The 25,651-nt window shown below is 37.8% G+C and carries 34 protein-coding genes; 14 read left to right on the top strand and 20 right to left on the bottom strand.

The window, feature by feature from the left end:
- Nucleotides 1-178: 178 nt before the first annotated feature.
- The 9 genes from KGF86_RS14515 to KGF86_RS14475 all read right to left on the bottom strand — a co-directional run bounded on the left by KGF86_RS14515 (nucleotide 179) and on the right by KGF86_RS14475 (nucleotide 6,041).
- A complete protein-coding gene (locus KGF86_RS14515) occupies nucleotides 179-328 on the bottom strand; it encodes a hypothetical protein (RefSeq protein ID WP_186869552.1) in 150 nt (49 codons plus the stop codon).
- A 57-nt stretch (nucleotides 329-385) separates the two neighbouring features.
- Complete coding sequence (locus KGF86_RS14510; RefSeq protein WP_186869551.1) at nucleotides 386-1,078, bottom strand: hypothetical protein; 693 nt, start codon at nucleotides 1,076-1,078, stop codon at nucleotides 386-388.
- Nucleotides 1,075-1,803, bottom strand: a complete 729-nt coding sequence (locus KGF86_RS14505; protein WP_186869550.1) for a hypothetical protein — start codon at nucleotides 1,801-1,803, stop codon at nucleotides 1,075-1,077. Before KGF86_RS14505 ends, KGF86_RS14510 begins: the two co-directional genes overlap by 4 nt.
- A complete protein-coding gene (locus KGF86_RS14500; RefSeq protein WP_186869549.1) occupies nucleotides 1,775-2,680 on the bottom strand; it encodes an ATP-binding cassette domain-containing protein in 906 nt (301 codons plus the stop codon). The genes KGF86_RS14505 and KGF86_RS14500 overlap by 29 nt, the downstream gene beginning before the upstream one ends.
- A gap of 2 nt (nucleotides 2,681-2,682) precedes the next feature.
- Nucleotides 2,683-3,063 carry a GntR family transcriptional regulator gene (locus tag KGF86_RS14495; protein ID WP_211742301.1) on the bottom strand — a complete coding sequence of 127 codons (381 nt, stop codon included), beginning with the start codon at nucleotides 3,061-3,063 and terminating at the stop codon, nucleotides 2,683-2,685.
- A gap of 191 nt (nucleotides 3,064-3,254) precedes the next feature.
- Complete coding sequence (locus KGF86_RS14490) at nucleotides 3,255-4,061, bottom strand: GNAT family N-acetyltransferase (RefSeq protein ID WP_186869547.1); 807 nt, start codon at nucleotides 4,059-4,061, stop codon at nucleotides 3,255-3,257.
- A gap of 12 nt (nucleotides 4,062-4,073) precedes the next feature.
- The gene (locus KGF86_RS14485; protein ID WP_211742300.1) at nucleotides 4,074-4,580 is read right to left on the bottom strand and encodes a GNAT family N-acetyltransferase; all 507 of its coding nucleotides are present in this window, start codon (nucleotides 4,578-4,580) and stop codon (nucleotides 4,074-4,076) included.
- 113 nt (nucleotides 4,581-4,693) lie between these two features.
- Nucleotides 4,694-5,695 carry an HAAS signaling domain-containing protein gene (locus tag KGF86_RS14480; RefSeq protein ID WP_211742299.1) on the bottom strand — a complete coding sequence of 334 codons (1,002 nt, stop codon included), beginning with the start codon at nucleotides 5,693-5,695 and terminating at the stop codon, nucleotides 4,694-4,696.
- Entirely contained in the window at nucleotides 5,682-6,041 is a 360-nt protein-coding gene (locus tag KGF86_RS14475) for a PadR family transcriptional regulator (protein WP_186869544.1), read from the bottom strand. The genes KGF86_RS14480 and KGF86_RS14475 overlap by 14 nt, the downstream gene beginning before the upstream one ends.
- 309 nt (nucleotides 6,042-6,350) lie before the next feature.
- Between KGF86_RS14475 and KGF86_RS14470 the strand changes: the two genes are divergently transcribed.
- On the top strand, nucleotides 6,351-6,809 hold the full coding sequence (locus tag KGF86_RS14470; protein ID WP_186869543.1) for a YaiI/YqxD family protein: 459 nt from the start codon (nucleotides 6,351-6,353) through the stop codon (nucleotides 6,807-6,809).
- A 10-nt stretch (nucleotides 6,810-6,819) separates the two neighbouring features.
- Here KGF86_RS14470 and cypC read toward each other — a convergent pair whose 3' ends face one another.
- Both cypC and KGF86_RS14460 read right to left on the bottom strand, forming a co-directional pair.
- Nucleotides 6,820-8,085 (bottom strand): CYP152 family fatty-acid peroxygenase CypC, encoded by a 1,266-nt coding sequence (gene cypC, locus KGF86_RS14465; RefSeq protein ID WP_211742298.1) that lies wholly within the window; start codon nucleotides 8,083-8,085, stop codon nucleotides 6,820-6,822.
- Between the two features lie 148 nt (nucleotides 8,086-8,233).
- The gene (locus KGF86_RS14460; protein ID WP_186869541.1) at nucleotides 8,234-8,416 is read right to left on the bottom strand and encodes a hypothetical protein; all 183 of its coding nucleotides are present in this window, start codon (nucleotides 8,414-8,416) and stop codon (nucleotides 8,234-8,236) included.
- A gap of 17 nt (nucleotides 8,417-8,433) precedes the next feature.
- On the opposite strand from KGF86_RS14460, the gene KGF86_RS14455 reads away from it, so the two are divergent.
- The 3 genes from KGF86_RS14455 to KGF86_RS14445 all read left to right on the top strand — a co-directional run bounded on the left by KGF86_RS14455 (nucleotide 8,434) and on the right by KGF86_RS14445 (nucleotide 10,442).
- Complete coding sequence (locus tag KGF86_RS14455) at nucleotides 8,434-8,715, top strand: hypothetical protein (RefSeq protein WP_186869540.1); 282 nt, start codon at nucleotides 8,434-8,436, stop codon at nucleotides 8,713-8,715.
- A gap of 74 nt (nucleotides 8,716-8,789) precedes the next feature.
- Nucleotides 8,790-9,923 (top strand): virulence factor, encoded by a 1,134-nt coding sequence (locus KGF86_RS14450; protein WP_186869539.1) that lies wholly within the window; start codon nucleotides 8,790-8,792, stop codon nucleotides 9,921-9,923.
- Nucleotides 9,924-9,941: 18 nt separating this feature from the next.
- Nucleotides 9,942-10,442 carry a GNAT family N-acetyltransferase gene (locus KGF86_RS14445; RefSeq protein ID WP_211742297.1) on the top strand — a complete coding sequence of 167 codons (501 nt, stop codon included), beginning with the start codon at nucleotides 9,942-9,944 and terminating at the stop codon, nucleotides 10,440-10,442.
- 240 nt (nucleotides 10,443-10,682) lie between these two features.
- On the opposite strand, the gene KGF86_RS14440 is transcribed toward KGF86_RS14445, so the two are convergent.
- Nucleotides 10,683-11,279 carry a TetR/AcrR family transcriptional regulator gene (locus KGF86_RS14440; RefSeq protein ID WP_186869537.1) on the bottom strand — a complete coding sequence of 199 codons (597 nt, stop codon included), beginning with the start codon at nucleotides 11,277-11,279 and terminating at the stop codon, nucleotides 10,683-10,685.
- A gap of 93 nt (nucleotides 11,280-11,372) precedes the next feature.
- Here KGF86_RS14440 and KGF86_RS14435 point away from each other — a divergent pair, with 93 nt between their 5' ends.
- Entirely contained in the window at nucleotides 11,373-11,915 is a 543-nt protein-coding gene (locus tag KGF86_RS14435) for a 2TM domain-containing protein (RefSeq protein WP_186869536.1), read from the top strand.
- A 190-nt stretch (nucleotides 11,916-12,105) separates the two neighbouring features.
- Entirely contained in the window at nucleotides 12,106-12,444 is a 339-nt protein-coding gene (locus KGF86_RS14430; RefSeq protein WP_186869535.1) for a YqzG/YhdC family protein, read from the top strand.
- A gap of 83 nt (nucleotides 12,445-12,527) precedes the next feature.
- On the opposite strand, the gene uppS is transcribed toward KGF86_RS14430, so the two are convergent.
- From uppS to KGF86_RS14390, 8 genes are all read right to left on the bottom strand, one after another.
- Nucleotides 12,528-13,238, bottom strand: a complete 711-nt coding sequence (gene uppS / locus KGF86_RS14425) for an undecaprenyl pyrophosphate synthase (protein WP_186869534.1) — start codon at nucleotides 13,236-13,238, stop codon at nucleotides 12,528-12,530.
- Nucleotides 13,239-13,249: 11 nt separating this feature from the next.
- Complete coding sequence (locus KGF86_RS14420; RefSeq protein WP_186869533.1) at nucleotides 13,250-14,713, bottom strand: DUF4153 domain-containing protein; 1,464 nt, start codon at nucleotides 14,711-14,713, stop codon at nucleotides 13,250-13,252.
- A 94-nt stretch (nucleotides 14,714-14,807) separates the two neighbouring features.
- The gene (locus KGF86_RS14415) at nucleotides 14,808-15,440 is read right to left on the bottom strand and encodes an HAAS signaling domain-containing protein (RefSeq protein WP_211742296.1); all 633 of its coding nucleotides are present in this window, start codon (nucleotides 15,438-15,440) and stop codon (nucleotides 14,808-14,810) included.
- Nucleotides 15,437-15,769: a PadR family transcriptional regulator gene (locus tag KGF86_RS14410; protein ID WP_186869531.1), complete on the bottom strand. Its 333-nt coding sequence runs from the start codon at nucleotides 15,767-15,769 to the stop codon at nucleotides 15,437-15,439. Before KGF86_RS14410 ends, KGF86_RS14415 begins: the two co-directional genes overlap by 4 nt.
- Nucleotides 15,770-15,844: 75 nt before the next feature.
- Nucleotides 15,845-16,405 (bottom strand): GNAT family N-acetyltransferase, encoded by a 561-nt coding sequence (locus KGF86_RS14405; protein WP_186869530.1) that lies wholly within the window; start codon nucleotides 16,403-16,405, stop codon nucleotides 15,845-15,847.
- 12 nt (nucleotides 16,406-16,417) lie between these two features.
- A complete protein-coding gene (locus KGF86_RS14400; protein WP_186869529.1) occupies nucleotides 16,418-17,263 on the bottom strand; it encodes a DUF2785 domain-containing protein in 846 nt (281 codons plus the stop codon).
- A gap of 18 nt (nucleotides 17,264-17,281) precedes the next feature.
- Nucleotides 17,282-17,674 carry a VOC family protein gene (locus tag KGF86_RS14395; RefSeq protein ID WP_186869528.1) on the bottom strand — a complete coding sequence of 131 codons (393 nt, stop codon included), beginning with the start codon at nucleotides 17,672-17,674 and terminating at the stop codon, nucleotides 17,282-17,284.
- 145 nt (nucleotides 17,675-17,819) lie between these two features.
- On the bottom strand, nucleotides 17,820-19,298 hold the full coding sequence (locus tag KGF86_RS14390) for a SulP family inorganic anion transporter (RefSeq protein WP_186869527.1): 1,479 nt from the start codon (nucleotides 19,296-19,298) through the stop codon (nucleotides 17,820-17,822).
- 277 nt (nucleotides 19,299-19,575) lie between these two features.
- Between KGF86_RS14390 and KGF86_RS14385 the strand changes: the two genes are divergently transcribed.
- The 8 genes from KGF86_RS14385 to KGF86_RS14350 all read left to right on the top strand — a co-directional run bounded on the left by KGF86_RS14385 (nucleotide 19,576) and on the right by KGF86_RS14350 (nucleotide 25,605).
- Nucleotides 19,576-19,980 carry a universal stress protein gene (locus KGF86_RS14385; protein ID WP_211742371.1) on the top strand — a complete coding sequence of 135 codons (405 nt, stop codon included), beginning with the start codon at nucleotides 19,576-19,578 and terminating at the stop codon, nucleotides 19,978-19,980.
- Nucleotides 19,981-20,178: 198 nt separating this feature from the next.
- Nucleotides 20,179-20,901 (top strand): ABC transporter ATP-binding protein, encoded by a 723-nt coding sequence (locus KGF86_RS14380; RefSeq protein WP_211742295.1) that lies wholly within the window; start codon nucleotides 20,179-20,181, stop codon nucleotides 20,899-20,901.
- A complete protein-coding gene (locus KGF86_RS14375) occupies nucleotides 20,898-21,653 on the top strand; it encodes an ABC transporter permease (RefSeq protein WP_186869524.1) in 756 nt (251 codons plus the stop codon). The genes KGF86_RS14380 and KGF86_RS14375 overlap by 4 nt, the downstream gene beginning before the upstream one ends.
- Before the next feature lie 100 nt (nucleotides 21,654-21,753).
- Entirely contained in the window at nucleotides 21,754-22,686 is a 933-nt protein-coding gene (locus KGF86_RS14370) for an aldo/keto reductase (RefSeq protein ID WP_186869523.1), read from the top strand.
- A gap of 286 nt (nucleotides 22,687-22,972) precedes the next feature.
- On the top strand, nucleotides 22,973-23,401 hold the full coding sequence (locus tag KGF86_RS14365; RefSeq protein ID WP_211742294.1) for a MarR family winged helix-turn-helix transcriptional regulator: 429 nt from the start codon (nucleotides 22,973-22,975) through the stop codon (nucleotides 23,399-23,401).
- Between the two features lie 17 nt (nucleotides 23,402-23,418).
- Nucleotides 23,419-24,357, top strand: coding sequence for a ring-cleaving dioxygenase (locus tag KGF86_RS14360; protein WP_186869521.1), 939 nt, complete (start codon nucleotides 23,419-23,421; stop codon nucleotides 24,355-24,357).
- Between the two features lie 18 nt (nucleotides 24,358-24,375).
- Nucleotides 24,376-24,987 (top strand): flavin reductase family protein, encoded by a 612-nt coding sequence (locus KGF86_RS14355; RefSeq protein ID WP_211742293.1) that lies wholly within the window; start codon nucleotides 24,376-24,378, stop codon nucleotides 24,985-24,987.
- A 15-nt stretch (nucleotides 24,988-25,002) separates the two neighbouring features.
- Nucleotides 25,003-25,605, top strand: coding sequence for an alpha/beta hydrolase (locus KGF86_RS14350; RefSeq protein ID WP_186869519.1), 603 nt, complete (start codon nucleotides 25,003-25,005; stop codon nucleotides 25,603-25,605).
- The last annotated feature ends 46 nt before the right edge of the window (nucleotides 25,606-25,651 follow it).

Here is a 25,651-nt window from a genome sequence, read left to right as displayed (position 1 = left end):
AAATTGATGATCCTTATCGTTCAATTCTTATCGGACCCTAGTTTAGATTGATTATTAAACCTACTTACATAAATCTCATCATAAACAAGCAGGCTCTAGGGCAGTAATCTCCCTCAAGCCTGTTTATTTTCTATCCTTATCTAGTGTTATAAAGAATTCCTCGGGGTACATTGTTTCATTAATTATCTTTACGCAGCAGCACGATAGATAAAATTCCTAATCCGAACCCTACCGTTCCTCCAGCCTCCATATTATGAAAGAACAACCCAATTCCCATTCCGGTAATTAAAAATCCCAAAAAGGCTAGACCACTTTTTACATAGCTCATAGTGAGGACCCCCAAATATAATGTCATTGTCAGTATATTCGGGGGGATATGTATTGGTTAATTGTTTACTTCTTCAGCTAATATTTCATTAGCATTTTCTATGTTCAAGTTCTCCGGGACACGGATATAGAAAAAGCGGGATCCAGTATATCCATTGCCTAAGTCATATTCTGATAAGAATTGTGCCGTGGTAAACTCTGGATCAGAATAAGCAATTTTTACATTGGTTGTACCTTTCCCTATCACTCGAAGTACATTTTGATCCATAGTGATATTAACATCTGGTATATAATCACTAATGTCGACCTTTACCGAACCCGCTTCCATAACATGCCAATTTTCAATGTAATACACCTCCACTTTATCCTTTAGGTCCGAATTCCGCTCTATAATAAACGCTTCTTCATAGTTGGATGAATCGAAAGAAAGAGTATTACCTGTTAATGGGAATTCCCAACTCTTTTTAATCTCTTTAGAGTCTATTGAAGAAAAATTACCATTTAGCGCTTGTTGATAGTAACTATTCTCCCAGTCTTCATCAAGATTATTATCAACTACTTTCGCCTTAGTTGATGGGAGAAACAAGGAACCAATCGCCGCAACTAACAGAATCGAAACATAACCAATAATAATCCATTTTGATTTCCGAAACGTTACAGGTTTCACTTGAAATCGTTTGTTGAGAAGCACAAAGAAGATGATTATTCCAATTACAATTACTATTGGAAGAAGAGACACGAGAGCCATCATCGTCTTACCTCCAATCGATTGGATAGTACTAATATGAAGGTACTACCAATTAGTATAGTAGTTATTACTTTTACGACAAATACAAGAAAGGACTGTTCCATGAAATAAAATCCGACTATCATTTCTAAACGCTCTAGATACGTAAAGGTAATAAAGATAGCTGGGATTAATAATAGAAATAGTTTACTAATTTGAATCATCATGCCAATTACGTAGCCTGCTATTCCAAATAGTAAGACATACAAAAACGTAGAAATAAGCCCTACTCCATAATGGGAGATTCCCACTTCACTATTTAGTGCCAGAAATACATCAACATCAGCGGTGAAGTATACGAATAAACGGATTATTCCATTGGATAGTAAGGCCGTTATTGCTCCAATGCCACTTATTGTGATGAGAAACAACATATTAGCGAGATTATACGATATTCGGGTTGATACAAACGTAAAGTCATCCTCACGATAAGCCTTTGTTGTAATTAAAATGGCATTCATAAATGCCCAAATAAAGGTGAGAATTATAACAGCGCTAGAGGAGTAACCTTCAAAGTAAATGGTATACAAATTATTTGATACTGACCAGAATGACGTCCCTAAAATCGCAAGAAATATTCCTAGAACCTGAACAAGAATTAACGCAAGAAATACTCCTATATAAGCTTTCATTTTATAACGGAATTGCGTAAGTACTATACTAGACAGACTTGTGCTTGTTAAAGACATCATCAATTCCCCCTTTTGTTTGATTCGTGAGATAGACACATAGATCATTAGGCGTAACCGGCACAACCCCTATCCCTAATTGTTTCATTTCATCATGAGAAAAATCGTTCCGAACAACAGCATAGCAATTATCAGCGTCTATATTTTGTTTATATAGGACCTCTTTCTTCTCTATTGCTTGTAGAACCGCAACAGATTTCCCACTTAAAGCTACCGCATATTCTTTTAGATCATCGATTGGGAGATGTAAGATATTTTTACCCCCATCAATTAAAAGGACATCCTCTAGTAAATCTTCCATTTCCTCTAAATGGTGACTCGAAATAACAATTGTACGAGGAGAATTCAAATAATCCTTTAACAATGCACGGTAAAAATCCTTCCTTACTGCTGCATCCATCCCTGTAGTAGGTTCATCTAGAATCGTAAGCGGGCATTTGGCAGCAAGGCCCACTATCATATTAAAGGTACTCCGTTTCCCTTTTGATAGACTATGATGATTATGATTTAGATGGAATTGAAAATAATCCATCAATCCCAAGGCCAGTTCATGATCCCAGTTCGGGTAAAACTTCCCCGCTTCATCTAATATCTCTTTCAAGGTTAAGGTATTCGTAAAACTCATCATGTCATCAACAAATATAACGTTCATGGATACATCAAGAGTATTGAACGGACGTTTACCAAATACGCTAACCTCTCCAGCTGTTTCCCTCCAAAATCCTGCTAATATTTTTAGTAATGTAGTCTTACCTGCCCCATTTCGACCGATCAGTCCGGTAATGGTGTTCTCTTTTAAAGAAAAAGTTAATTCATCTAATGCCTTAAAGTTACCATACTGCTTCACAAGACGATTACATTCCACAACTACATTCACAACTAATCCCCCTTTTTCTCCTCCATCATATCTTTCAGCATTTGTAACAGATCATTTTCCGAGACCTGGAGCCGCTTTGCCTCTTGAACCGCTTCAACTAGCAGACCTTTTAATTTCTGATTTTTACGTTTTTCTAAAATAATCTCCATTGCTTCTTCGGAAACAAACTTACCTAATCCCCGCTTGTTATATAAAATCCCTTCTTCATAAAGGAGATTCAAGCCTTTAGCAGCAGTTGCAGGATTTATAGTAAACATATCCGCAAGCTTATATTGGGAGAATACTTTATCACCTTTTTCGAGATTGCCATTTAAAATTTCATTCTCTAGCCATTCCGCAATCTGTACATAGATCGGAGTTGTGCTACCCGAATTTAAAAGCATACCGTACCCCCTCACAAATATAGTGCATTAGTGTTGTAATGTAGTATATATGATTTGTGCTTTTTTGACAAGAAAAAATGCCCTCCATTGAGTGAGAGCATTTTCACTTAACTATTTAATTGGTAAATAACTTGATCTAATCCTGCTGTTAATGTATCTAGTTTCATGGGTGCTTAAACGTTCAAAACAACCTACATGTCTCCCCATATCCCCTTTGTATACGCAATCCTTAACCCGAGTCGTTCCATGTTGTTTGAGCTAATACTTGCGAATTTAGCTTGACCCGTTATGTACTCTACATTTCTATCTCTTGCATCTTTTGCCCTTTCTAAAATGAGAGCACGATGAACCCCTTTCCTCCTCAATTCTGGGACAGTTGCTGATGCTGATAGCGTGGCGATTCCATTTTGAATGAATAAAACACCAATACCAGCTAGCTCGCCATCTACCATTGCAACATAAAAGCTCCAAGAATCGAGCGGATATAAGACCTGATTATTTTGAGCAATACCTTGTTTAATAAAGCTAGGTAAACCAAATCCTCTCACATATAAATCTGCAAATAAGTCAAACTCATCTGAATGCAGCTTTCGTACAGTTATGGTAGAATCTACCTCTCCAATTAAATCCATACTATCGCCATATAAAACACTATGAAATCCCTTTTGACAGAGTCCCTTATCGGCTAATGTTCGGAGCAAATCCTCACTACTAGATCCTGGTGCAATTTCAAGTTGAACTCTAATGTTATGTTCCTTGTAGTAATCAAGAATCCCATCCAGCTCTTGAATATCTTCAGATGTGAGTCCTCTAATGGTATTAAATGCTGGCCCTGGAATCCCTTCTGCTATAAAAGCAGTTGCGGTACCAAACTGCCTGATATGTATCCCCATCGGATTACCTGGTAATGATTGAATAGCAGAAAGTCTTGATTTAAGTCCATCAATCTCAGAAACTTCAATTCTTCTCGCTAACTCCTTTGTGAGCACATGAACCACCTCTAATCCCTCCTAATCTACTCCTACAACCTCACTTCTTCTTTCTAAGAATACAACATCTCGCCATACACCATGTAACTTCCCAACGCGTTCTCTTGTTCCCACTATTTCAAATCCATAACGAGTATGTAGCTTAATGCTATTCGTATTTTCTGGGAAGATTAATGCCTGTAACGTCCAAAATCCTGCCTCCTCACTAGACCGAATCAACCGCTCTAGTAATAACGAGCCAATCCCCTGCCCGGCGCTTGTAATCGAGACATATATACTCACCTCTGCCACACCACGATAAGCTTCTTTATGGGCCGTTTGGCTTAAGGCAGCCCACCCAACTACTTGTCCATTATATCGGGCTACTAACCGACAATCCGTAATATGGCCATGATCCCATTCTTCAAAGCTAGGTGGCTTTATATCGAATGTTGCATTTCCTGTATGTATACCCTCCATATAAATACTACGAACAAACTCCCAATCTTCTGCTTTCATTTCTTCAATTTCAATATGTGTATTTGTCATCTATTCCACCCTAATTCTTTTAACTTATCCAAAACTTGATGCCTTCTTTTCTTTAAAAAACAACGAATTAATTATTTTTATCATAATCAATTCGTTGCTTATTGAAAAGCATATTATTGTTTTCTTGCCTTGATATATCCATCTACTACATCCCATACTAATCCAATTAATAGTATGATGAGTACAATATTCGTACAATTAATCCAAATGGCTTCGACAACAGAATATCCATCCGACCCCTCAGCAACAACTCCTGCTTGCGCCAAGTCACTCATAAATTGAGTATTCCAGAATGCATCTCCGGTGATTAAGAAAATAACAGCTACTATCCCAATCAAATTGATAATCAAGGTATAAGCTACCAGTTTCATCGTCCATTTACCGGAAATTAGCTTTAGACATTCTTTGACAATAAATAAAGCAAGTGATAGCAATATGAATGGTAGATATTGTGAAAGGGTAGACTCATTTAAAAAAGGAATCACATGCTGAAATGTTCCATCTTGAAATACATATACACCAAAGAAATTACTAGAGAAAGTAAATAGCACCATCACCAAGACGTAAAAAACAATCGCAATTATTGGATTACAGCGTTTAATTTGTCGTTTACGATCTGGAATCTCTGGTAGTAATGACGGGCTCCACGTTTTATCCAGAGCTAAATCCTCTGCCTTATATCCACCATTGTACTCCACCAATGCAAAGATGAGGATAACCCACCCTACTGCCTGTGGTATTGCTGTAACTAACGAAACAATCAACCCTACAAAGGCATCTAATAAATCAATCGGATTAATCATAGTTTGAATCACGAAGACGATACCAAGTGCAGCTGTCAGCGATATTAATACAATCTTTAAAACAGTAAGAAATGGATCAAAAAGCTCTGGACCTATTAAATACCTTTTCTTCCCTGTGTATTTTAGTGCCATCTCCCTTGGGCTGCCCAATTCTAATAAAACTTCTTCCACCACTTTTTCATTTGCAGTATCTCCAACACGTTCCTCCACCATATCTTCAATTAACCCACGAAGCTCAACTGCAATATCTTCTCGTTGGGATTGCGGTAGCTTTTGGGTAACTGCATAAATGTACCGTTCAATCATCTCCATCTTCATTTGCTCCTTTCCTATGAATAAGACTATCCAGACTCTCGACCATACTTTCCCATTCTGTACATAGTTGCTTGTAAACCGTTTTACCCATTTCACTTAAGACATAATACTTCCTAGGCCTTGCTTCATTGGTATCCCAACTGCTAGCCAGTAAACCTTGCTTCTCCAATCTTCTGAGTAGTGGATACAAAGTTCCAGGCTCTACTTGAATTCCCCTATCGTTTAATCTCGTAACAAGTGAATAACCATACTGGGGATTAGATAGCTGGCTAAGAACACCAATGGTGATTGTACCTCTTCGTAATTCAAGCAATAACTTATCAATATGTTCTTGTTCGTTCATCTTGATCAACTCCTGTTTTCATTATAGTGTATGACGCACACTATTGTAAAGTGCATATTATTATAAAATAAAAAACATGATGGATTATACACAATCCAATCATGTTTTTGGATATTCTCCAAGCTAGTTCGATTGCCCTTATCGTCGTTAGGAGTCCATATTAACCTCAGCTATTTTTTTATTAGTACACTACTGAATACCGGTAAGCAAGCCAATCCAACATCTCCCACGAATAAAAAGCAAGAGTGATTGACAAATCATCAATAATTCGCTTTCATGGAAGTAGACACAAAAGAACGGAGAATTAACATGAAAATATATGTAGACGCAGATGCAAGCCCAGTGAAAGATATCGTCATCTCAGTTGCGAAACAATATCAGATACCAGTCGTATTAGTTAAAAGCATTAGTCACTACTCACATGATGAACTTGTGGATGGGGTACAGACGATTTACGTTGATACAGGAGCCGATGCAGCAGACTATCGGATCATGCAGCTGGCTAAACGATTAGATTTAATCATTACCCAAGATTATGGTCTTGCTTCTCTAGGACTGGGGAAGGGTTGTCTTGTATTACATCACAAAGGCTTTGCCTATACGAATGAAAACATCGACCAATTGCTACAGACAAGGCACCTTAGTGCAAAGGCAAGAAGAAGTGGTCAAAAAACGAAAGGACCGAAACCATTTACCGATGAGGACCGTAAAAAGTTTAAAGAATTGCTGGAGAAAACAATTAAACAAATAAAAGGGAGCAATACTTAACCGCTCCCTTTCATCCGTTTTTTTGACGAATGTGATGAATGATAAATCTGCTTTTAGGCAAGCTTGGAAATCGTCTCATACTAAATCGTAAATCTTGCTTCGGTACTTCATATTCCACATGATTGATTAAAAAATCCATCGTTTCTTTCATTAATTCAATTGTTAACCATTCCCCTGGACAGCGATGACCTCGATAGTAGTCACCTCCACCTTGGGGTATAAAATCATACAGATTATCATCACGATCCTTAAAGCGTTCTGGGTCAAACATGTCTGGATGCTCCCAAATATCAGGGTGATGATTCGTACCGTAAATATCAAGTAACACGAGGTTTCCTTTACGAAAATCATGGCCATTCCATAGATAATCATCACGAACTCTTGCAACTAATACTGGGAAAAATGGGTAATAACGCCTTACCTCCTGGACGAACAATTCAAAATAAACACTAGGTTTTGTTTGAAGCTTCTCTTTTTCTGCTGGATGCTCATATAAAGCTAACGCACCAAAGGTAATGTAAACAGCTATCGCAGCAATTGGTCGTAAAATATTTAACAATTCTACTGCAACGATCTGTTCATGTAAAAGCACACCATCTTTATCCTGATACCACGCCATTTTGTATAGCGCCGTATTTTGAGGAACCTCTATAGCATTATTGCGGACATCTTGAACAAGACCCTTTAACCAACTTTCTGCAAAATTTCTAGCATTTCTGCCTTTCCAATGCCTCCCCCCAAGTGCCCCTGCACTATCAAACATTGCCTCAAGCTCATTCGCTCTTTTGCTCCATTCATTCTCCTTAAGTGGTACACCAGCCCATTCACAGGCTACCTTTGTCAGCAGCTGGCACATTTCACTAAATAGCACCACCTCTTGTTGCTTCACCCACTTTTCCGAAGCTCGTTCTAAATGTTTCCTCATAATGGTCTTGATATCGTCTAGACGTTCGCTTGTCATCAAAGACATAAATAATTCCTTACGATGTCGATGACTCTCCCCATCCATCGTCTGAATCGCATGCTCTCCAAATAAGGTTTGTCGAAGTCGCTTCGGCGCTGCCCCTTGCCGAATCAGCTTTTTCTCATCGTAGAACATGTTTACCGCTTCTTTCCCCGCCACACAGATTGCCTTTTGCCCACCAAGCAGCCTTGTTTCAAAAATATCCCTACCAAATTGATTTCTGCGATTCGTTATATAGTTATAGCCTTCCAGTAATAGCTTTACAGTGTTGTCGATACCTGTATCAATTGGAATCTGTTCCCGATATGGCATATGTATCACTCACTTCTCTTAAGTTCTGTTCCTTGTATAGTCTGTTTTCCTTCCAAAACTTTATACACCGTTCATTTAATTTCATATAATGAATAGATAAGCTCTTAGGGTAATAGGAAACAAAAAAATAACCCGAAGTAGCTTCAGGTTATTTCATTTGTTGTACTTCCTTTAGTACATTGCGTGCAAAGTGATAATAGGTCGTACGGGGATATATTTTTTGTATTGCAACGCTATCCTTGGCTGTTTTTTCCGCCTTTTCTTCGTCTCCTAATTCCATATAGCAGAGCGCTTGATAAGACTTATTCACTTCTCTAAGCGCTACATCCATTGGATGGACTCCTGCATGTGTATCATTCAATAGTTTACGGTAGTAGTGGTAATGCTTTCTTTAGTGGATTAGTTTTTGTCCCTTTGTCCACTGCTCCATTCCTAGCCTTTCTTCCAATAGTCAAAGGTGTCGATCTAATTCGAGCTACGATGATTGATGGGTTATCTTTAGCGGACTTTACAGCTTTTGATTATTTCTCGCTCTTTTTTAATGCGATATTCTACTTCTTACTCGGGCTAATTTTCTTCTTATATTGTGAACGTATTGCTATGAAAAAGGGATTATTAGCACATTATTAATTAAACGAATGGCTAGAAGGTTTCCCCTTTGGTAGAATTGACTTACCTATAATAAAATCTAGGGGGATATTTCTATGAGGATTGTATCGATTGAACCAACACCAAGTCCATACTCCATGAAAATAATTGTCGACGAAGTGATGCCAGATGGTATAACAGAAAACTACAAACTTGGCGATGACTTATCAAATGCCCCTTTCTATATACAAGAATTATTTGCCATTAATGGGGTGAAAGGAATTTACCGCGTTATTGACTTTATTGCCCTTGAGCGTGATGCTCGGACACCTTGGGAGGAAGTTTTACCAGAGGTACGGAAAACGCTTGGTTCTGTAGAAGAAAATGAAAGCGACACAAAAACTTCCGAAGCATCCATTGATGACCATTACGGCGAAGTAAGAGTGTACATTCAAATGTTCCGCTACATTCCGATGCAAGTAAAGCTAGAAGACGGCGAAATAGAACAACGATTCGGATTACCTGAGCGGTTTATGAATGCTGCAATGGAGGCATCCGCAGCATCCGATAATATGTTAATGGAGCGTAAATGGGTGGAACAAAGCCCACGTTACGGTGATGTAAAAGAAATCGGAAGTGAAGTAGTCGAGGAAATCTCTGCTTCCTATGATGATAACCGCTTAAAGGAGCTCGTGACGTATGCGTTAGACAATAAAACCGTTCCAACCCCATGGAAAAAAGTTACGCTAGAGATGCTTGATAATTCGGATTGGCGAGCACGTTATGCCGCACTCGATCGAATGGATCCAACTATCGAAGATTTGCCCGTATTGGATAAAGCATTAGATGATGAAAAAGCCTCTATACGTAGACTTGCGACAGCATACTTAGGCATGATAGATGACAAAAAGGTATTACCATACTTATATAAAGCCTTACAAGATAAAGCAGTAAATGTACGACGAACAGCTGGTGATTGCTTATCAGACTTAAGCTTTACAGAAGCAATGCCCGAAATGATAAAAACATTAAAAGATAAAAGTAGATTAGTACGCTGGCGAGCTGCGATGTTCCTGTATGAGCTTGGTGACGAATCCGCTATCCCTGCCCTTCTCGAAGCACAAGACGATCCGGAATTTGAAGTGCGAATGCAGGTCAAAATGGCGTTAGCTAGAATCCAAGGGGGAGAAGAAGCGAAAGGGTCTATTTGGCATCAAATGACACAGTTAATCAATAAAGACAAGCCATAGAGAAAAAGGGGGAAAGAAATGAGAATTAGGGAAGTAATTCTAAGTGATGCGCCAAAATTAGCACAGCTGATCCTACAGGTTGAAGCAAGCTCTGAGTACATGCTTTGGGAAGCTGGAGAGAGACAAATTTCTTCTGAAAGCCAAAAGAACATGATTGAACGCCTACAAAAATCGGAGAATTCCACTATACTTGTTGCGGAACATGAAAAAGAGCTAATCGGCTATCTTTTTGCAATTGGTGGTGAGGCTAAGAGAAAGAAGCACACAGCATATCTTGTAGTAGGCATGCACCATGCCTTCCGTGGTAAAGGTGTTGGTAGATTATTATTTGCCGCATTAAATGAATGGGCATTGGAGCATAACATTCACCGGTTAGAATTAACGGTTGTAACTGATAATGAAGCTGGAGTCTCCCTTTACAAAAAAATGGGATTCGAAATCGAAGGCACCAAAACAGATTCTTTATATGTAAAAGGTGACTATTTAAATGAATATTACATGGCAAAAATCCTTAGGTAAAATCAACCTCAACCTATGATGAAAACGAATTGGTTACGGGTATTTAGAAAATTTATTCACTAGAACATAATGGGATTTTTGAAGTATAATAGCGTAAAATATAATCAAAAAGCTAATTATGCCTAACAAATTTGGTAAGTTTATCATTAGGCATAATTAGCTTTTTATTAGTTTAGAGCCATATTATTATAAGACTCCATTGAAATGACCAGGTTGTTTTGTTGCCTTTAATAGTGCTCCTTATTTGCAAAGCGATTGAAGATGATATTTTAATGTCTGAATCATTTCATCATGTGTAAAGTGCTCCGGATTTAATAAATGATGCATTGCCATTCCGTCGACTATCGCATGGAGTCGATTAGCTTCTAATTCGAGATCAAGCCCGTCTTTTGCGTATTGTAATGATTGTAAGGCAAGAACGACATTTTTCAATCCTTGATGCATGTCGCTGTACACTTTATTGCTTAGCTCACGGAGCGTTGAGTCGACTAAAACTTTCGCCGAAAAAGCAAGCCACACCTCCATTTCTATTTTTCGCTCTTCATTGACGGGTAGTACTTCATATACACCTTCAGTCAAAAACTCTAACGGGCTTATATCCTCTGAATACTCCCTTGCTTTCGCACGCTCGATAACCCGTTCAGAAACCATTTCCATAGAAAAACGAAGCAATTCGGACTGCGATGAAAAATAATGTCTTAGCGATCCAGTAGAGAGTCCTGCAGCCTTAGCAATCTTTCTGACAGATGCTTGTTCTATTCCTTCGTCCACAATAACTTTCCATGTTGCTTCTGCTATTCGAACTTTACGTTTATGGTGATCAATTATTTTTGGCATATTTTTATTATATCACACTTGTGTTAAATAAACAGTTCTGATATTATTTAACACGAGTGTACTAAATAAAGCGAAGCGAAGGATGTGTTTCATTTGATTGGTTGGTTGATCATAGCATGTGAGATAGGTTTTTGGATATTTGTTCTAGCAGGACTAACTGCTAGATATGTAATGAATAAGAAAAAACTGGGTACATTTTTGCTCATTTGTACGCCAATCGTTGATCTTATATTGCTTATTGTTACCGTATACGATTTAAAAAATGGAGCTGTTGCCTCTATAGTGCATGGAATTGCTGCGATATATATAGGGGTAAGTATAGCCTTTGGCCATCAGATGATTAAATGGGCAGATGTACGTTTTAAGTACCGATTTGGAAACGGTGAAAAACCGGCGAAAATTAAATATGGAATAGAACACGCAAGAAAAGAGCGTAAAGGGTGGTACCGTCATTTGTTGTCCTGGTTAATCGGCGGGGGGATATTAATAGGTATTGTTCTTTATATTAATAATCATTCACAGACTGAAGCATTACTACAAACCATTCAGTTTTGGTCTCTGATTTTAATCATAGATTTTATTATAAGCTTTAGTTATACGTTTTTCCCTAAACGACGGGTTGAAAAGGTCAACTAAAGCAAGATTTCACAAGCAATCTCGAAGTTATAATGAGGAATTACAGTAAGAAGTATAAAGTTGGGTTCCCCGCCGAATAATAAAGGATACTATTATATAGTCCTTTTGGAAGTTGGAAAATCCATTATGGACAATGGTTTAGAAAATGGCGTTTTTCCATTCTAATTCTTATGCTAAGCGAGGTTTAACCATGAAGAAATTGATGATGATAATGTTAAGTGTTACTATTTTCAGCTTGGGAATAACCGCTTTTCATACACCACTAGAGGCGATTTCTACTAAGGAACTAGAGCCCTCCTATGCGAAGTGGGGGCGTCTGGCTATGCAAAAGGTAAAAGAAAAGTATCCTGATGCAAACATAGTGGATTACCTTCATGTTGGTAAAAAAAGAGGAATTGAGAATTCAACCGAAACGTTTAAGCTATGGCTTGAGGCGCCTACTAATGAGTTTGGTGTTTTTATTGATATAACCTTTAATAACAATACAGAAGAAATAGTTGATATTTCATTCAGAGAGGTTTCAAGCTAGAATAAATGCCTGCTCCGGAAATATACGGTTAACATCAACGTATTTTTCCGGAGCCGATACAGATGTGTGAAATCTCTCTTATTTTATACCACCCATTCTTTCAAAGGGGCTTCTTTATTCGCATACACCTTTCTAATTGCATTAATATATAATTCTTTTTTAAAGTCCGGAAACAATTCATCAACAAAGCATAAATCAGCTGTAGCAGATTGCCACATTAAAAAGTTACTAATACGCTTCTCCCCACCAGTTCGAATGATAATATCAGGGTCTGGTAAGTTCTTCGTATAAAGATAGCTTTCAAACATTCGCTCATCTAATTGATCCATCGAAATTTTCTTGTCCTTCGCATCTTGAATAATACGAGCAATTGCTTGAACAATCTCACTCCTACTACTATAATTCAGCGCAAAATTCACGATTAAGCCTGTATTATTCTTTGTTTTATCCATGGCCCGTAACACGGCATTCTTTGTTCCTTTTGGTAAATTCTCTACATCCCCAGAAATGAGAATTTTAATATTACGTTTCATAAACTCCGGTAATTTTTGATTAAAGAACTTAATGGGTAAATTCATCAAATAATTCACTTCATCCTTAGGCCTTTTCCAATTCTCAGTAGAAAAAGCATACAGTGTTAGTATCTTAATTCCCATTTCCGCACTCGCATCGATCAATTCTTCCATCGTTTGGGAACCTGCATAGTGCCCTTCACTTCTACTAAGCCCTCTGCGTTTTCCCCAACGACCATTTCCATCCATAATAATAGCGACATGATTAGGAATTGTATTCATATTGCTCCTCCTTATCTCAATTCAAGCTCCTGAAGTCTTTCTACTACTTGCTCTTTCTTGAAATTAAACGATTGCCATGTGTTTAAACGAAGTTGTTCGATCATTTCTTTACGTTGCTCTAACACCGCTAATAAATCTGGATAATTTGGATCTTTTTCATATAGCGTGATTAAACCATCAATACCAGAATAGGAAAGTAAATCTAAGTAATAGATATCAATTTTTCCGGTTTCTTCATATCGTTCTAGATTTTTCTCCACAATGATTTCTTCTAAATTGACCATATTCAGTCCTGTATAAAATAGTAATCCCACTATTATATAAAAATGTGCGATAGAAATTCCCTCTATCCATACGCGGACCAATGTATACGCAAAAATAATCATTAAAAACAACATAAATACATGTGCAAGAATTCGGTCCAATGTAAATCCATAAGCTGCTTCATAGGCACTTAAACGAATAAATGCTGATGCAAGCATGACCCCACTAACTACAATTAACAATGTATACATCGCCTTCAAAAAGTTGCCGTATGCTTTCTTCCCAGCCTTTACTAGCTTCAAACAAATTAACAATAAGGTCCAGTTAATCACGGTTACTAGTACAAGCTCGAAAAATCCTCTTCTTGCGTACTCCGCATACGTATAATCTGCATGAAGTGCATCACCAAAGAAATACGTAAATTGAATGGCGACAAATAGGACATATATAATGTTAAGCAAGACTAAGACCGTCCCTGCAATCACACTATCCCAGGTTACCTTTTCTGTTTGAACCGTTGGCCTTCCTAGTGGTAGTACATACCGCTTCTTTAAGGTCTGGAAGGCTCCAAAGAATAATAACGATAATAATAATGCAGCTACTACTCGGAAAAAATATTCCAGGAAATTCAGCTTCAACATAAATGCTGGTATTTCCAGCATCATATCAGCAAATTTCTCATCCGCTGATATTAATAACACCGTAATAACGAAAAGCAACGGTCCCCCAATCAATAATCCCTTTACAATTCTCTTTATGGTTTGGCTGGTTTCTTTACTCACCTGTCGAAATAAGGTTCGTTTAAAAATAATCTTGAGCCATCTTTTTACATAACTGAATGTTTGAGATATCTTAAAGAAAATTCGCTTAAAGAAGATTAGTGAAATCCAATCCACATGATTCGGTGTCGTAATTAACACAATATGGACAAACACTAAAGCTGGAATTACAAAAAGATTTAACGCATAAAAAAACTCATTATCATAGAATAAATACGACGCTGATAAAATCCAGATCATGACCATTAATAATAAGCCAATTCGTCGATGAGATACTTTAAACCCTAATCGGTAATACAGGACAGCATAAAATGCTGCAATAAAAATTGGGTACGATATCCCTATCACACCATGAAAGAAGCTAAGCTCTGCCAATATACCAAGCACTAAACAAATCACTAAAAATCCAAAAGTCTTTTGACGTTGCTTCAATTATTTCACCACCATTTAGTCATTCTATATACATAGGTTATCTAGGTATATAGACAAAGAAACGCATCGGCACTTGATATCGTAGGGTAGGGTGCTACACCGAAGCCTTCCTCCCCCAGCGATATCCAATCCAACTTATCGGATACAACATAATTGTTAATAAAATACACACTAGAATAAATCGCCCACTTAACAGAGGCTGAAACCATTCATGAGGAATCAATTTAAACACAATTAAATACATCAACACAAGATTTGGGATAACGGCATATGTAAATGTCCTACGAAGTATCGTTAAGCCGCCACTACCAAATTCTTTACCAATCTCATAGCCGAGCAGTCCCCAAAATGCCATATACACCATTATAATGATGGAAGGTACTGCAGTTATTCTTTTCCATAGTACTTCAATCCATTCGATATGGTACACGTTATAAACAATCGTAAGAACTATTCCTCCAAGGAAAATAAGAACATTTAATACAACAAATAATAGTTGCATTTTTTTCGGCGTTACCTTTGCCTCATCTTTCCAAATTGCTGCAATTTCTTCAGGTGTTCCTAACCGTTTTACAATTTCATCATAGACGTTTGCGTCCTGAATATCCTCTTCACGAAGAAGTTCATATACATGGGACCTGTATTCTGCGATGATTTCCTGCTTTTCAGGGTGTTTCCCAAGAACTTGGTCAAGCTCTTGGAAAAAACGTTTATCGCCAGTCGTCACGATTCACTTCTCCCGATTAGATTATTCATCACCTGAACATATCGATGCCATTCACTTGTTTTAGCTTCTAATATTTTCTTACCTTCAAGTGTGATACGATAGTATTTACGTGCAGGACCCTTTTCTTGATTTTGCCAATAGCACTCAATATATTCTTGCTTTTCTAGCTTATGAAGGGCAGGGTATAAGGTACCTTCCTTCATTTGCAAATTATGGTCACTGCGGTAATCCATTTCCTTAACAAGCTCATAACCGTACATATCCCGCTCATTTAATAACTGTAGGACAAGTAACGATGTACTCCCTTTTACCAGTTCTCGATCAAACATTTTTTCACCTACCTAGAATTATTAGGTAACTATACTATATAGAATTCCGAGGTATATGTAAAGCCCAAATTTAGATTATTTTACTTTTGCATATATACATGTGTCTCGAAGCTCTTGTCCATAAACATCTAAACTATCTTTATGCAATATCCCTTCTAATTCAAATCCGATTCGCTCGGCAATGGCACGACTCTTTACATTTTTCGCATCACATCGGATTTCAACACGGTTTGCCTCTAGCTCACGGAAGGCAAAATCAGCTATCCCTTTTACCGCCTCAGTCATATAACCTTTCCCACTATAACGGGTATCAATCCAGTATCCAATTTCAAATTTACGCGCATCCCAGTCAATTCGGTGCAATCCTGAATTAGCAATCAATACACCTGTCTCTTTGTGAAAAACTAACAGCCTTAAATCCTCCCTATTCAAGAAGGCTACATGGGCTTGTCGGATATTTATTTCTGTATCCTCTTCCTGCTCCTCATGCTGTGCCCAAGGCATCCAAGGCAAAAGCTCCTTTTTGGAAGCTTGTTTTGATTCGTGAACTGCTTTTCCATCACCAGGCATTGGCATACGGATATGTAATCTTTCTGTTTCAAATTCGCTCGGAAAATCAATTAATATTGGATTCATTATACGTTCCCCTTATAAGTTGTAGTATGGCTGATTTATAGCTATTAGTGCATTTTTCAAGTGTTCCCGGAACTCCTCTTTTTTTCCTATCACCTCTAAATGCAGCAGCAGACTTCTTAAAAATTGTTTGATGTTGTTCCTTTGAATGAACGGTTTCGAACTATGTTGTGAATAGTTTTGCTGCAGCTCCATTACAATTTTATCGATTTTTTCATATAGGAATAATGGATTCATTCCCCTTTCCAACAAGGAAATGAAAGGAACAACCATCCGTTCGTCCTCTTCAAACAAGAAGTAGGCTTTATCAAAGCACATTTTATCCAGAATGAGTAGTGCAATATCTTCTAATCTACTTTCCTTTAATTGTGGTTGCTTCACTAGTTCATCGAGCGCGTCTGCTATATGAGCGATACTATGCGCCCAACCCTTCACTTCTACAAATCCCCGAACATCCTCTTCCTTCTTTACATAATGTATCATTTTGTTCGTGATTTGATCTATTTCCTCATCGGCTATAAAGGGTTTTTGTCTATTAACAAATAACAGGACAGCAAGGATTAAGGAAGAAAATGAACGCGTAAAGACAGCGTCCTCATCTGGCTCATTTATTTTGTAAAATAAGTGATGATCATCTAAACAAACTGTCACTATTCTGTTTAGCTCTGGGGGAGGAAAATGTCCATTTATTATAAGGTTAGTAAAGCATGGATAAATCAATGAATCCCGTAACTCCGGATCTGTACTACCAATATAATCTAGCATTGCCTTCACTAAGGTTGGTAAAGGTACAGGACCGAGTTGTTGGAAGTTGCTCTCCTTATATTGACTTAGTATCGATTTCAGTTCAGCTTCATTCAATAGTATCCCCTCCTCTTCTTATGGTGCCACGATTTCCACTTTTATCCGATCCGGATCCTCGAAGAACACTGCATAATGGTTAGGACCACCTGCATATGGATGCCTATCCTCATATAAGATTGGCACACCTTTTTCCTTTAAATGGAGCGTAATCACATCAACATCCTCCCTAGAATCCGCATAAAATGCAAGATGATTTAATCCGACTCTTTTCCGATGATATGTACCCTCTAAGAAATGCTCTTCCGTCTGTACAAAAACGATATACGTATCTCCTAACCTCCAGCTTCTTCCTGATTCCCAGGTTTGATAAGGTTGATAGCCTAATTCTTCTAAAAGCTCACCCCAAAAATCAGTAGACCTTTCCAAGTTTGAAACATTTAATTCGATATGATGTAATTTGCCTCGCATGAATAAATCCCCCAGTTTTGTATTAATCTTATATAATTCTATTCCCGAGTATGAAATTCCTTTATTTAAATTGGAATAGATGGTAATGATTTCTTATTTACAAAAAAAAAAAGAGAGCTAACCGAAGTTAACTCTCTAACCGAATTTAATGACTAGCCGCCTTTTCCAATCCACCAGGCTTATTATAATTCGCTAGTCTTTCTACTAATTTATGACTTTCATCATTTAACCCGACCACTTCTACGTTCACACCATTTTGATGATACTTCTGTACAACCTTATCAATTGCCCCTACACCAGAATCATCCCATATATGGGCATTTGATAAATCTAATTTCACTTTTTCTACTTCCTCTTTGTAGTTAAAGCTGTCCACAAACTCTGTTACAGAAGCGAAGAAAAGTTGTCCAGAAATACGATATACCTTCACATTTGCTTCCTTACTCGAAAGTGCTGTCACGTTCACCTTGGAGATTTTCGAAGCAAAGAAAATAGCACTTAAGATAATACCAACTAGAACACCTTTAGATAAGTCATGTGTGAATAGTACCGTGACAACTGTAGCTACCATAACTATTGTATCCGTCACTGGTATTTTAGGAATATTCTTAATCGATGACCAATCAAAGGTACTAATGGATACCATGAACATAATACCAACTAAGACCGCCATCGGAATTTGAACTAATAAACCGTTAAATACTAGAATAAGTGTCATTAAAAACGCCCCAGCAACAAAAGCAGATAATCTTCCACGTCCGCCAGACTTTACGTTAATAACGGATTGTCCGATCATCGCACATCCGGCCATACCACCAAACAGCCCAGACACAATATTCGCAATCCCCTGTCCACGTGCTTCTTTATTCTTATCACTTTTCGTATCTGTCATATCATCTACAATAGAGGCTGTAAGTAAAGACTCTACTAAACCAACAATGGCAATTGATAGGGCATACGGAAAAATGATTTGTAGCGTTTCAAAGTTAAGTGGAATGTCTGGGAATAAGAAGATTGGTAGAGATTGTGTTAATTCTCCCATATCTCCAACCGTTTTCACACCACTTCCTGTAAACATAGCAATTGCCGTAATGACAACAATCGCTACTAATGGCGCTGGAATCACCTTTACAAATCGCGGTAAAATATAAATAATGGCTAATGCTCCTGCCAGCATGGCATACATTTCCCAATTTGCACCTGTAAAATGCTCTAATTGCGCCATGAAAATCATAATGGCAAGTGCATTAACAAAGCCAATCATGACCGAACGAGGGACAAATTTCATTAAACGTCCTAACTTCAATACACCCATCACAATTTGCAGAATACCTGTTAAAATAGTGGCTGCTAACAAATATTGCAAGCCATGTTCTGCCACTAATGTAACCATCAACAATGCCGTTGCCCCTGTTGCAGCAGAAATCATACCAGGACGCCCACCAACAAATGCAATCGTCACCGCAATAGCGAACGACGCGTATAGTCCAATCATTGGATCAACCCCAGCAATAACAGAGAACGCAATAGCCTCAGGGACTAATGCAATGGCAACCACGATACCCGCCAGAATATCTCCTCTAATATTGCCGAACCATTCATTTTTTAAATTTGCTAAATTCATGCTACACCTCTTTTTCATCTTTTATTGTTGACTTTCGACTCTCACGAAAGCCGGGACCGTAACAAACAAGGGGTATTATAGCGAAATATGACATTTTTGTGAAACAGCAAAGAAAACGGAAACATTTCATCTTTTCTTCGTTTTACTCCAAATACCTTTGAATTTAGTAGCTATATGCTATAATAGAAAATAATTTCGCTAAACCTATGTTAATAATAGGAAATTCTAGTTTAAGTAGTTCAATAGAATGGTAGAGGAGAGTTCCGATGTTTAAAAAATTCTTTGTGCAGCTGATGGATCAGACCATTCGATACGAGCAGGTGAAAAAGCCTTTCAGCTTGCTAGATTAAGTCAGGAGTCTAAAGTAGATATTATATATGTTGTCGATCCAAAGCATTCTAAAGAAGAAGTTCTGACTAACTGGGGTAAAGATACAGAAGACGCACGGAAGGAACAACTTGCTCTACTAATTCAGAAGGCGAAAAAATCTGGTGTAGACTTTGAAGTCATTTTTTTAAATGGAGAACCAGGACCTACCATTGTTGATTATGCCAATAAACACAACTATGACATTATCATTATTGGAAGCCGTGGATTAAATGCTTTCCAAGAAATGATGCTAGGTAGCGTTAGCCATAAAGTGGCTAAACGAGCAACTAGCCCCGTATTAATCGTAAAGTAATAAATCGAGCTCCCATTATTGGGAGTTTTTTTGATTTCCTTGATTATCGCCGCCAAAAGGTGTGGGATTACTTTCCCTTTCCCCCAACCAAAACCTCCCGACACCCTTTCAAAACGCCACATGTTAAAATGATATAGAATTGATTCTCATTAAGTTGGAACATTAAAATAAGGGAACACATAAAAGGAAGTGACAATCATGAATCAAGCTGCCATCGTATTCCATAACGTAAATTATTCTACAGATGGTCTACATATTTTAAGAAACATTACCGGTTCCTTTCCTGATGGTAAAGTCACAACACTTGTTGGCCCATCAGGCGCAGGAAAATCTACTCTATTTAAACTTTGTAACGGATTACGCTCTCCTGAGTCTGGAGAAATTTTAATCAAAGGAAAATCAATAAATGAATATAATCCGATAGATTTACGTAGAAAGGTTGGCATTGCTTTACAAAGTGCCACCATGATTAAAGGTACTGTATTAGAAAACCTCGAACTACCACTTGCACTACAGGGAGAACGTATTGACAGACATTATGCCGAAAACTTACTGCATGATGTTGGATTAGGAGCAGAGCTATTGGAGCGACATGCTAAGGATTTATCCGGTGGACAGCGGCAAAAGCTGTCTATTGCTCGTACTTTAGTAAATAAACCAAGCGTATTATTACTAGATGAAATTACTTCATCACTTGACAGAGTATCGCAACATGATATTGAAGAGCTAATTGAGAAGATTAATGAAAAATATGGGACAACCATGATTTGGATTACCCATAATCTAGATCAGGCTTTAAGAATTGGCCACTACACATGGGTCATGATGAACGGGGAGCTAATTGAATCAGGAGATAGTTCCTTGTTAAGGAATCCACAAGATAAACGTGTGCAAGAATTCGTAAAGGGGGAATTAGAATGAGCTTTCTTACGCTATCATTGACGCTAATTTTCGTTCTAATTCCACTTATTCTATCTCGAACATTAAAACTTGGTTTAGAAAAGGACACCCTGATCGCTACCATTCGGTCTATCATTCAATTACTTGCCGTAGGATATGTCCTACAATATGTATTTGATGCAGAACACATTCTCTTTATTCTCCTGATGATTCTGCTTATGATTGGTGCAGCAACCCAGAACGCTCGAAAAAAAGGCGCCTCTATTCAAGGGATTACGTGGAAGCTTTTTCTTACATTCGTTTTTATTGAGGTATTAACGCAAAGTATCTTACTTGGTCTTCACATTGTGCCACCAACGCCACAATATATTATCCCGATTAGCGGGATGGTTATTGGCAATTCAATGGTACTTGGTATCTTGTTTTTAAATCGATTTACAGCTGAGGTCGAAAATACACAAGATGAAACAGAGCTAATCCTATCCTTAGGGGGTACACCTAAACAAGCCATTCATACTCAATTGATTACGGCTATCAAAGCAAGTACAATCCCAACAATTGAGAGCCAGAAAACAATTGGACTTGTTCAGTTGCCCGGGATGATGAGTGGTCAAATTATTGCAGGCGCAGATCCTGTACAAGCCGTTCAATTTCAATTGTTAATCTTGTTCCTATTATTAACTACTGCAGTCGTAACCAGTATTATGCTAGGATACCTATCCTACCCAGCGCTATTTAATAAGCAAATGCAGTTTCTAAAATTCCATAAGTAATCACCACGGGAATCTTGTATGAACACGATTCCCTTTCCTTGTATCTACACTTGATTTTCCAATAGAATATAATTATCCCATACTTTAGGAGGTAGTGAGATTGTCAAATAAAGTACGAATCGGTAGAACTGACTTAGTTGTAAATCCTATTGGTTTAGGAGCCAATGCAATTGGTGGTCATAATCTTTACCCAGGAATTGATGAACAGATTAATAGAGAGTTATTACAAACCGCCATTAAGGAAGGTCTGGATTATATTGATACAGCATTTACATATGGCATGGGGCGATCCGAGGAAATAATTGGTGAAGTGATGAAGGTAATGGGTAATCGTCAACAGATGGTTATCGCTACAAAGGGTACTCAAAAGCTTGTTAATGGAGAAACGATTGTAGATAATTCTCCAGAATTTCTACGAGAAACGGTTGATGCTAGCCTAAAAAGACTTCAAACAGACTATATCGATCTATTTTACATCCACTTTCCTGATGAAAAAACACCTAAGTACGAAGCGGTTGGTGCATTAAAAGAACTTAAAGATGCAGGAAAAATCAGAGCCATTGGCGTATCGAACTTCTCATTAGAACAATTAAAAGAGGCAAATCAAGATGGATATGTTGATGTATTACAAGGACATTATAATCTATTAAATCGCCAACCTGAAAATGGCCTGTTCCCTTACACGCTTGAACACAATATTTCCTTTGTTCCATATTTCCCATTTGCTTCTGGCTTACTCGCAGGAAAATACACTAAAGAAACAACCTTTAATGATTTCCGTGCTAATATGCCTCATTTCCAAGGGGAAGCATTCGAACAAAACCTACAAAAAGTAGAAACATTAAAGGAAATTGCCAATACGAAGCAAACAGAAGTATCCAACATTGTACTTGCCTGGTATCTCGCACAGCCTTCAATCGACACCGTCATCCCAGGAGCTAAAAAACCAGAGCAAGTCATACAAAACCTTAAAACATTAGAGGTACAATTATCAAAAGAAGAAATAGAAACCATCGATCGGATTTTTTCATAAGAGGGTAACCCCCTCTTTTTTTTATTTGCCTTATTATGTACTTTATTGCTTGAAAAGATCGAGCGCCTCTGTTCTACGATTGGCCCCTAGGTATAGTCACGATGCAGATAAGACACAGACACCGTTTGAATAGAAAAATTTTTTCTGTAAAAACTGCTTAATATCGCCATACTTGCGAAAACTACAAACAAGGTCATTTGACAATTTCAGCATAACCATATAAAATATACTTAATTAAAGATATTTAAATTCATAATAATTAAATTAAAAATAAGAAGGTGTAAACATGAGCGAGAATCTTTCATTAAAAGCATTTGTTGTTCTAATGAAGGCTTCCAAGTCTCTACAAGAGGTGATTAAACACGATATTAGCAATCATGGAATGCGTACCTCTGACTTTGAAATTCTTGAAGCACTTTATCATAAAGGCAGACTTACCGTAAAAGAAGTATCCGATGCCGTTCTCATAAACACAGGTTCCATTACCTATGTCATTGATAAATTAGAGAAAAAAGGATTAATAGAAAGAAGTCATTGTAAAGACGACCGAAGAGTAGTCTATATCCATATAACAGATGAGGGAAAAAAACTAATGGACGAAGTATTTCCACAGCATCAGCAAGTGATAGAAAGCTTATTCGAGGGCATCTCTGATGAAGACAAAGAGACACTTATTAGCGTATTAAAACAAGTGGGACAAAAAGCAGTCCAATGAAAGGCGGATGATGAACGATGAAAAAAACGGCAGGAATTCACCATATCACAGCAATCGTAGGACACCCTCAAGAAAATGTTGATTTTTATGCTAGTGTTCTTGGCTTACGATTAGTTAAAAAGACAATAAACTTTGATGATCCAGGCACTTATCATCTCTATTTCGGAAACGATGGCGGTCGACCAGGATCCATTATTACATTCTTCCCTTGGGCAGATGCATACCAAGGAAAGATAGGTGATGGCCAAGTAGGTGTAACTTCTTACGCTATTCCTACCGGCTCCATGGATTTCTGGGAACAGAGACTGGCTAAATTTAACATCATATACACTAAATCCAACCGCTTTGGAGAAACCTATTTAACATTTGATGATGTTCACGGTTTAAAACTTGAATTAGTAGAGCGTGGAGATGGTGAGATTAATAATTGGACTATTGGTGATATAACTCCTGACGTTGCAATTAAAGGTTTTGCTGGAGCCACATTATTATCATCCCAACCAGAAGATACAGCACGTTTACTTGTTGATGTCATGGGGCTTGAAAAAGTCGGGGAGGAAAATGAGCTTATTCGATTCCAATCTCATGGAACCATCGGAAATATCATTGACCTAAAAAAGACTACGACTGGTAAAGGGCAGATGGGAGTTGGCACGGTTCACCATATCGCCTGGAGAGCAACAGATGATGCAGATCAATTAGATTGGAAAAAGCATGTAGAAAGTAATGGTTACGGGGTAACACCAGTACGAGATCGGAATTACTTTAATGCCATTTATTTCAGAGAACATGGGGAAATTTTATTCGAAATCGCAACAGACCCACCAGGCTTTGCACATGATGAATCGTATGAAACGATGGGGACAGCGTTAAAACTCCCTTCCCAATATGAAATGTATCGGGAAAAACTAAATGATCATTTGATTCCAATTCAAGTTCGAAATTTAGATAACTAATTTTTTGGGGGGATTGTGTTGCTTTCCTTTTATCCAGAAAGCCAATCAGAACGCGAGAATTATAAGTTACTAATTGGATCCATCATTCCAAGACCTATTGCATTTGTCACAACAAAAGCAGTAGATGGGACACTAAATGGAGCGCCATTTAGTTATTTTAATATAGTATCCTCTAATCCACCAATGGTTTCATTAGCTATTCAGCGTAAGAATGGCAATATGAAGGATACAGCTCGAAATATAACGGAAAATGGGGAGTTTGTTATTCACATCGTCGACGAACAAAATGTTGATAACATCAATAAAACCGCCGCCACTCTTCCATCGAATAAGAGTGAAATTACTATAGCCGGCCTTACCCCTATCCCAAGTGAAAGAATCTCTGTACCCGGTGTACAGGAGGCGAAAGTAAGATTCGAATGTAAGCTAGAGCAAATCATCGCATTAGATGCAGCAGATGGCGAAAAGGGTTCCGACCTAATCCTTGGTAAAATCATAACGTATTATATTGACGAGGAAATTTATGAAGATGGGAAAATTAACCCTGTAAAGTTAGCAGCGATTAGTCGATTAGCAGGGTCAAACTATGCTAAAGTCGGGGAGATTTTTTCCATCGAAAGACCAAAATAAAAAGGAGCTTTTCATATGAAGCATATTTTCCAAAAGGGAACAAATTCCGATAAACCAACTTTACTATTACTGCACGGAACTGGCGGGACTGAACAAGATCTTCTGCCACTTGCAGAAATGATTGATAAAGAAGCAAATATCCTGAGTGTTCGTGGTAACGTACTAGAGAATGGTATGCCCCGTTTCTTCAAACGATTAGCAGAAGGTGTCTTTGATGAAGAGGACCTAATTTTTCGTACGAAAGAACTAAATGAATTCTTGGGTGAAGCTGCTGAAAAATATGGCTTTGCTCGTAACAATATAATTGCTATCGGCTATTCTAACGGGGCAAATATTGCTGCAAGTCTCATGTTCCACTTTCAAGATGCACTACGTGGTGCGAGCCTTCACCACCCAATGGTACCAAGAAGAGGAATGACATTACCAGATTTAGCTAGTAAAAAGGTGTTTATTTCTGCAGGTACGAATGATCCTATTTGTCCGGCCCAAGAATCAGAAGATCTTAAATCATTATTAGAAAATGCTGGTGCAGATGTTACATTACATTGGGAAGACAAAGGTCACCAATTGACCGTCAGTGAGGTAAGAGCATCGACAGATTGGTATCATAATTTATAAGAAAAAAATGAGATCTACGCTTTTAGTAGATCTCATTTTCTTATCC

Source organism: Ornithinibacillus massiliensis (genome assembly GCF_018310345.1).
GTDB classification, from domain to species: Bacteria; Bacillota; Bacilli; order Bacillales; family Amphibacillaceae; genus Ornithinibacillus; species Ornithinibacillus massiliensis.
The sequence above is the reverse complement of the archived record's forward strand: the minus strand, read 5'-3'. Positions and strand labels throughout refer to the sequence as shown.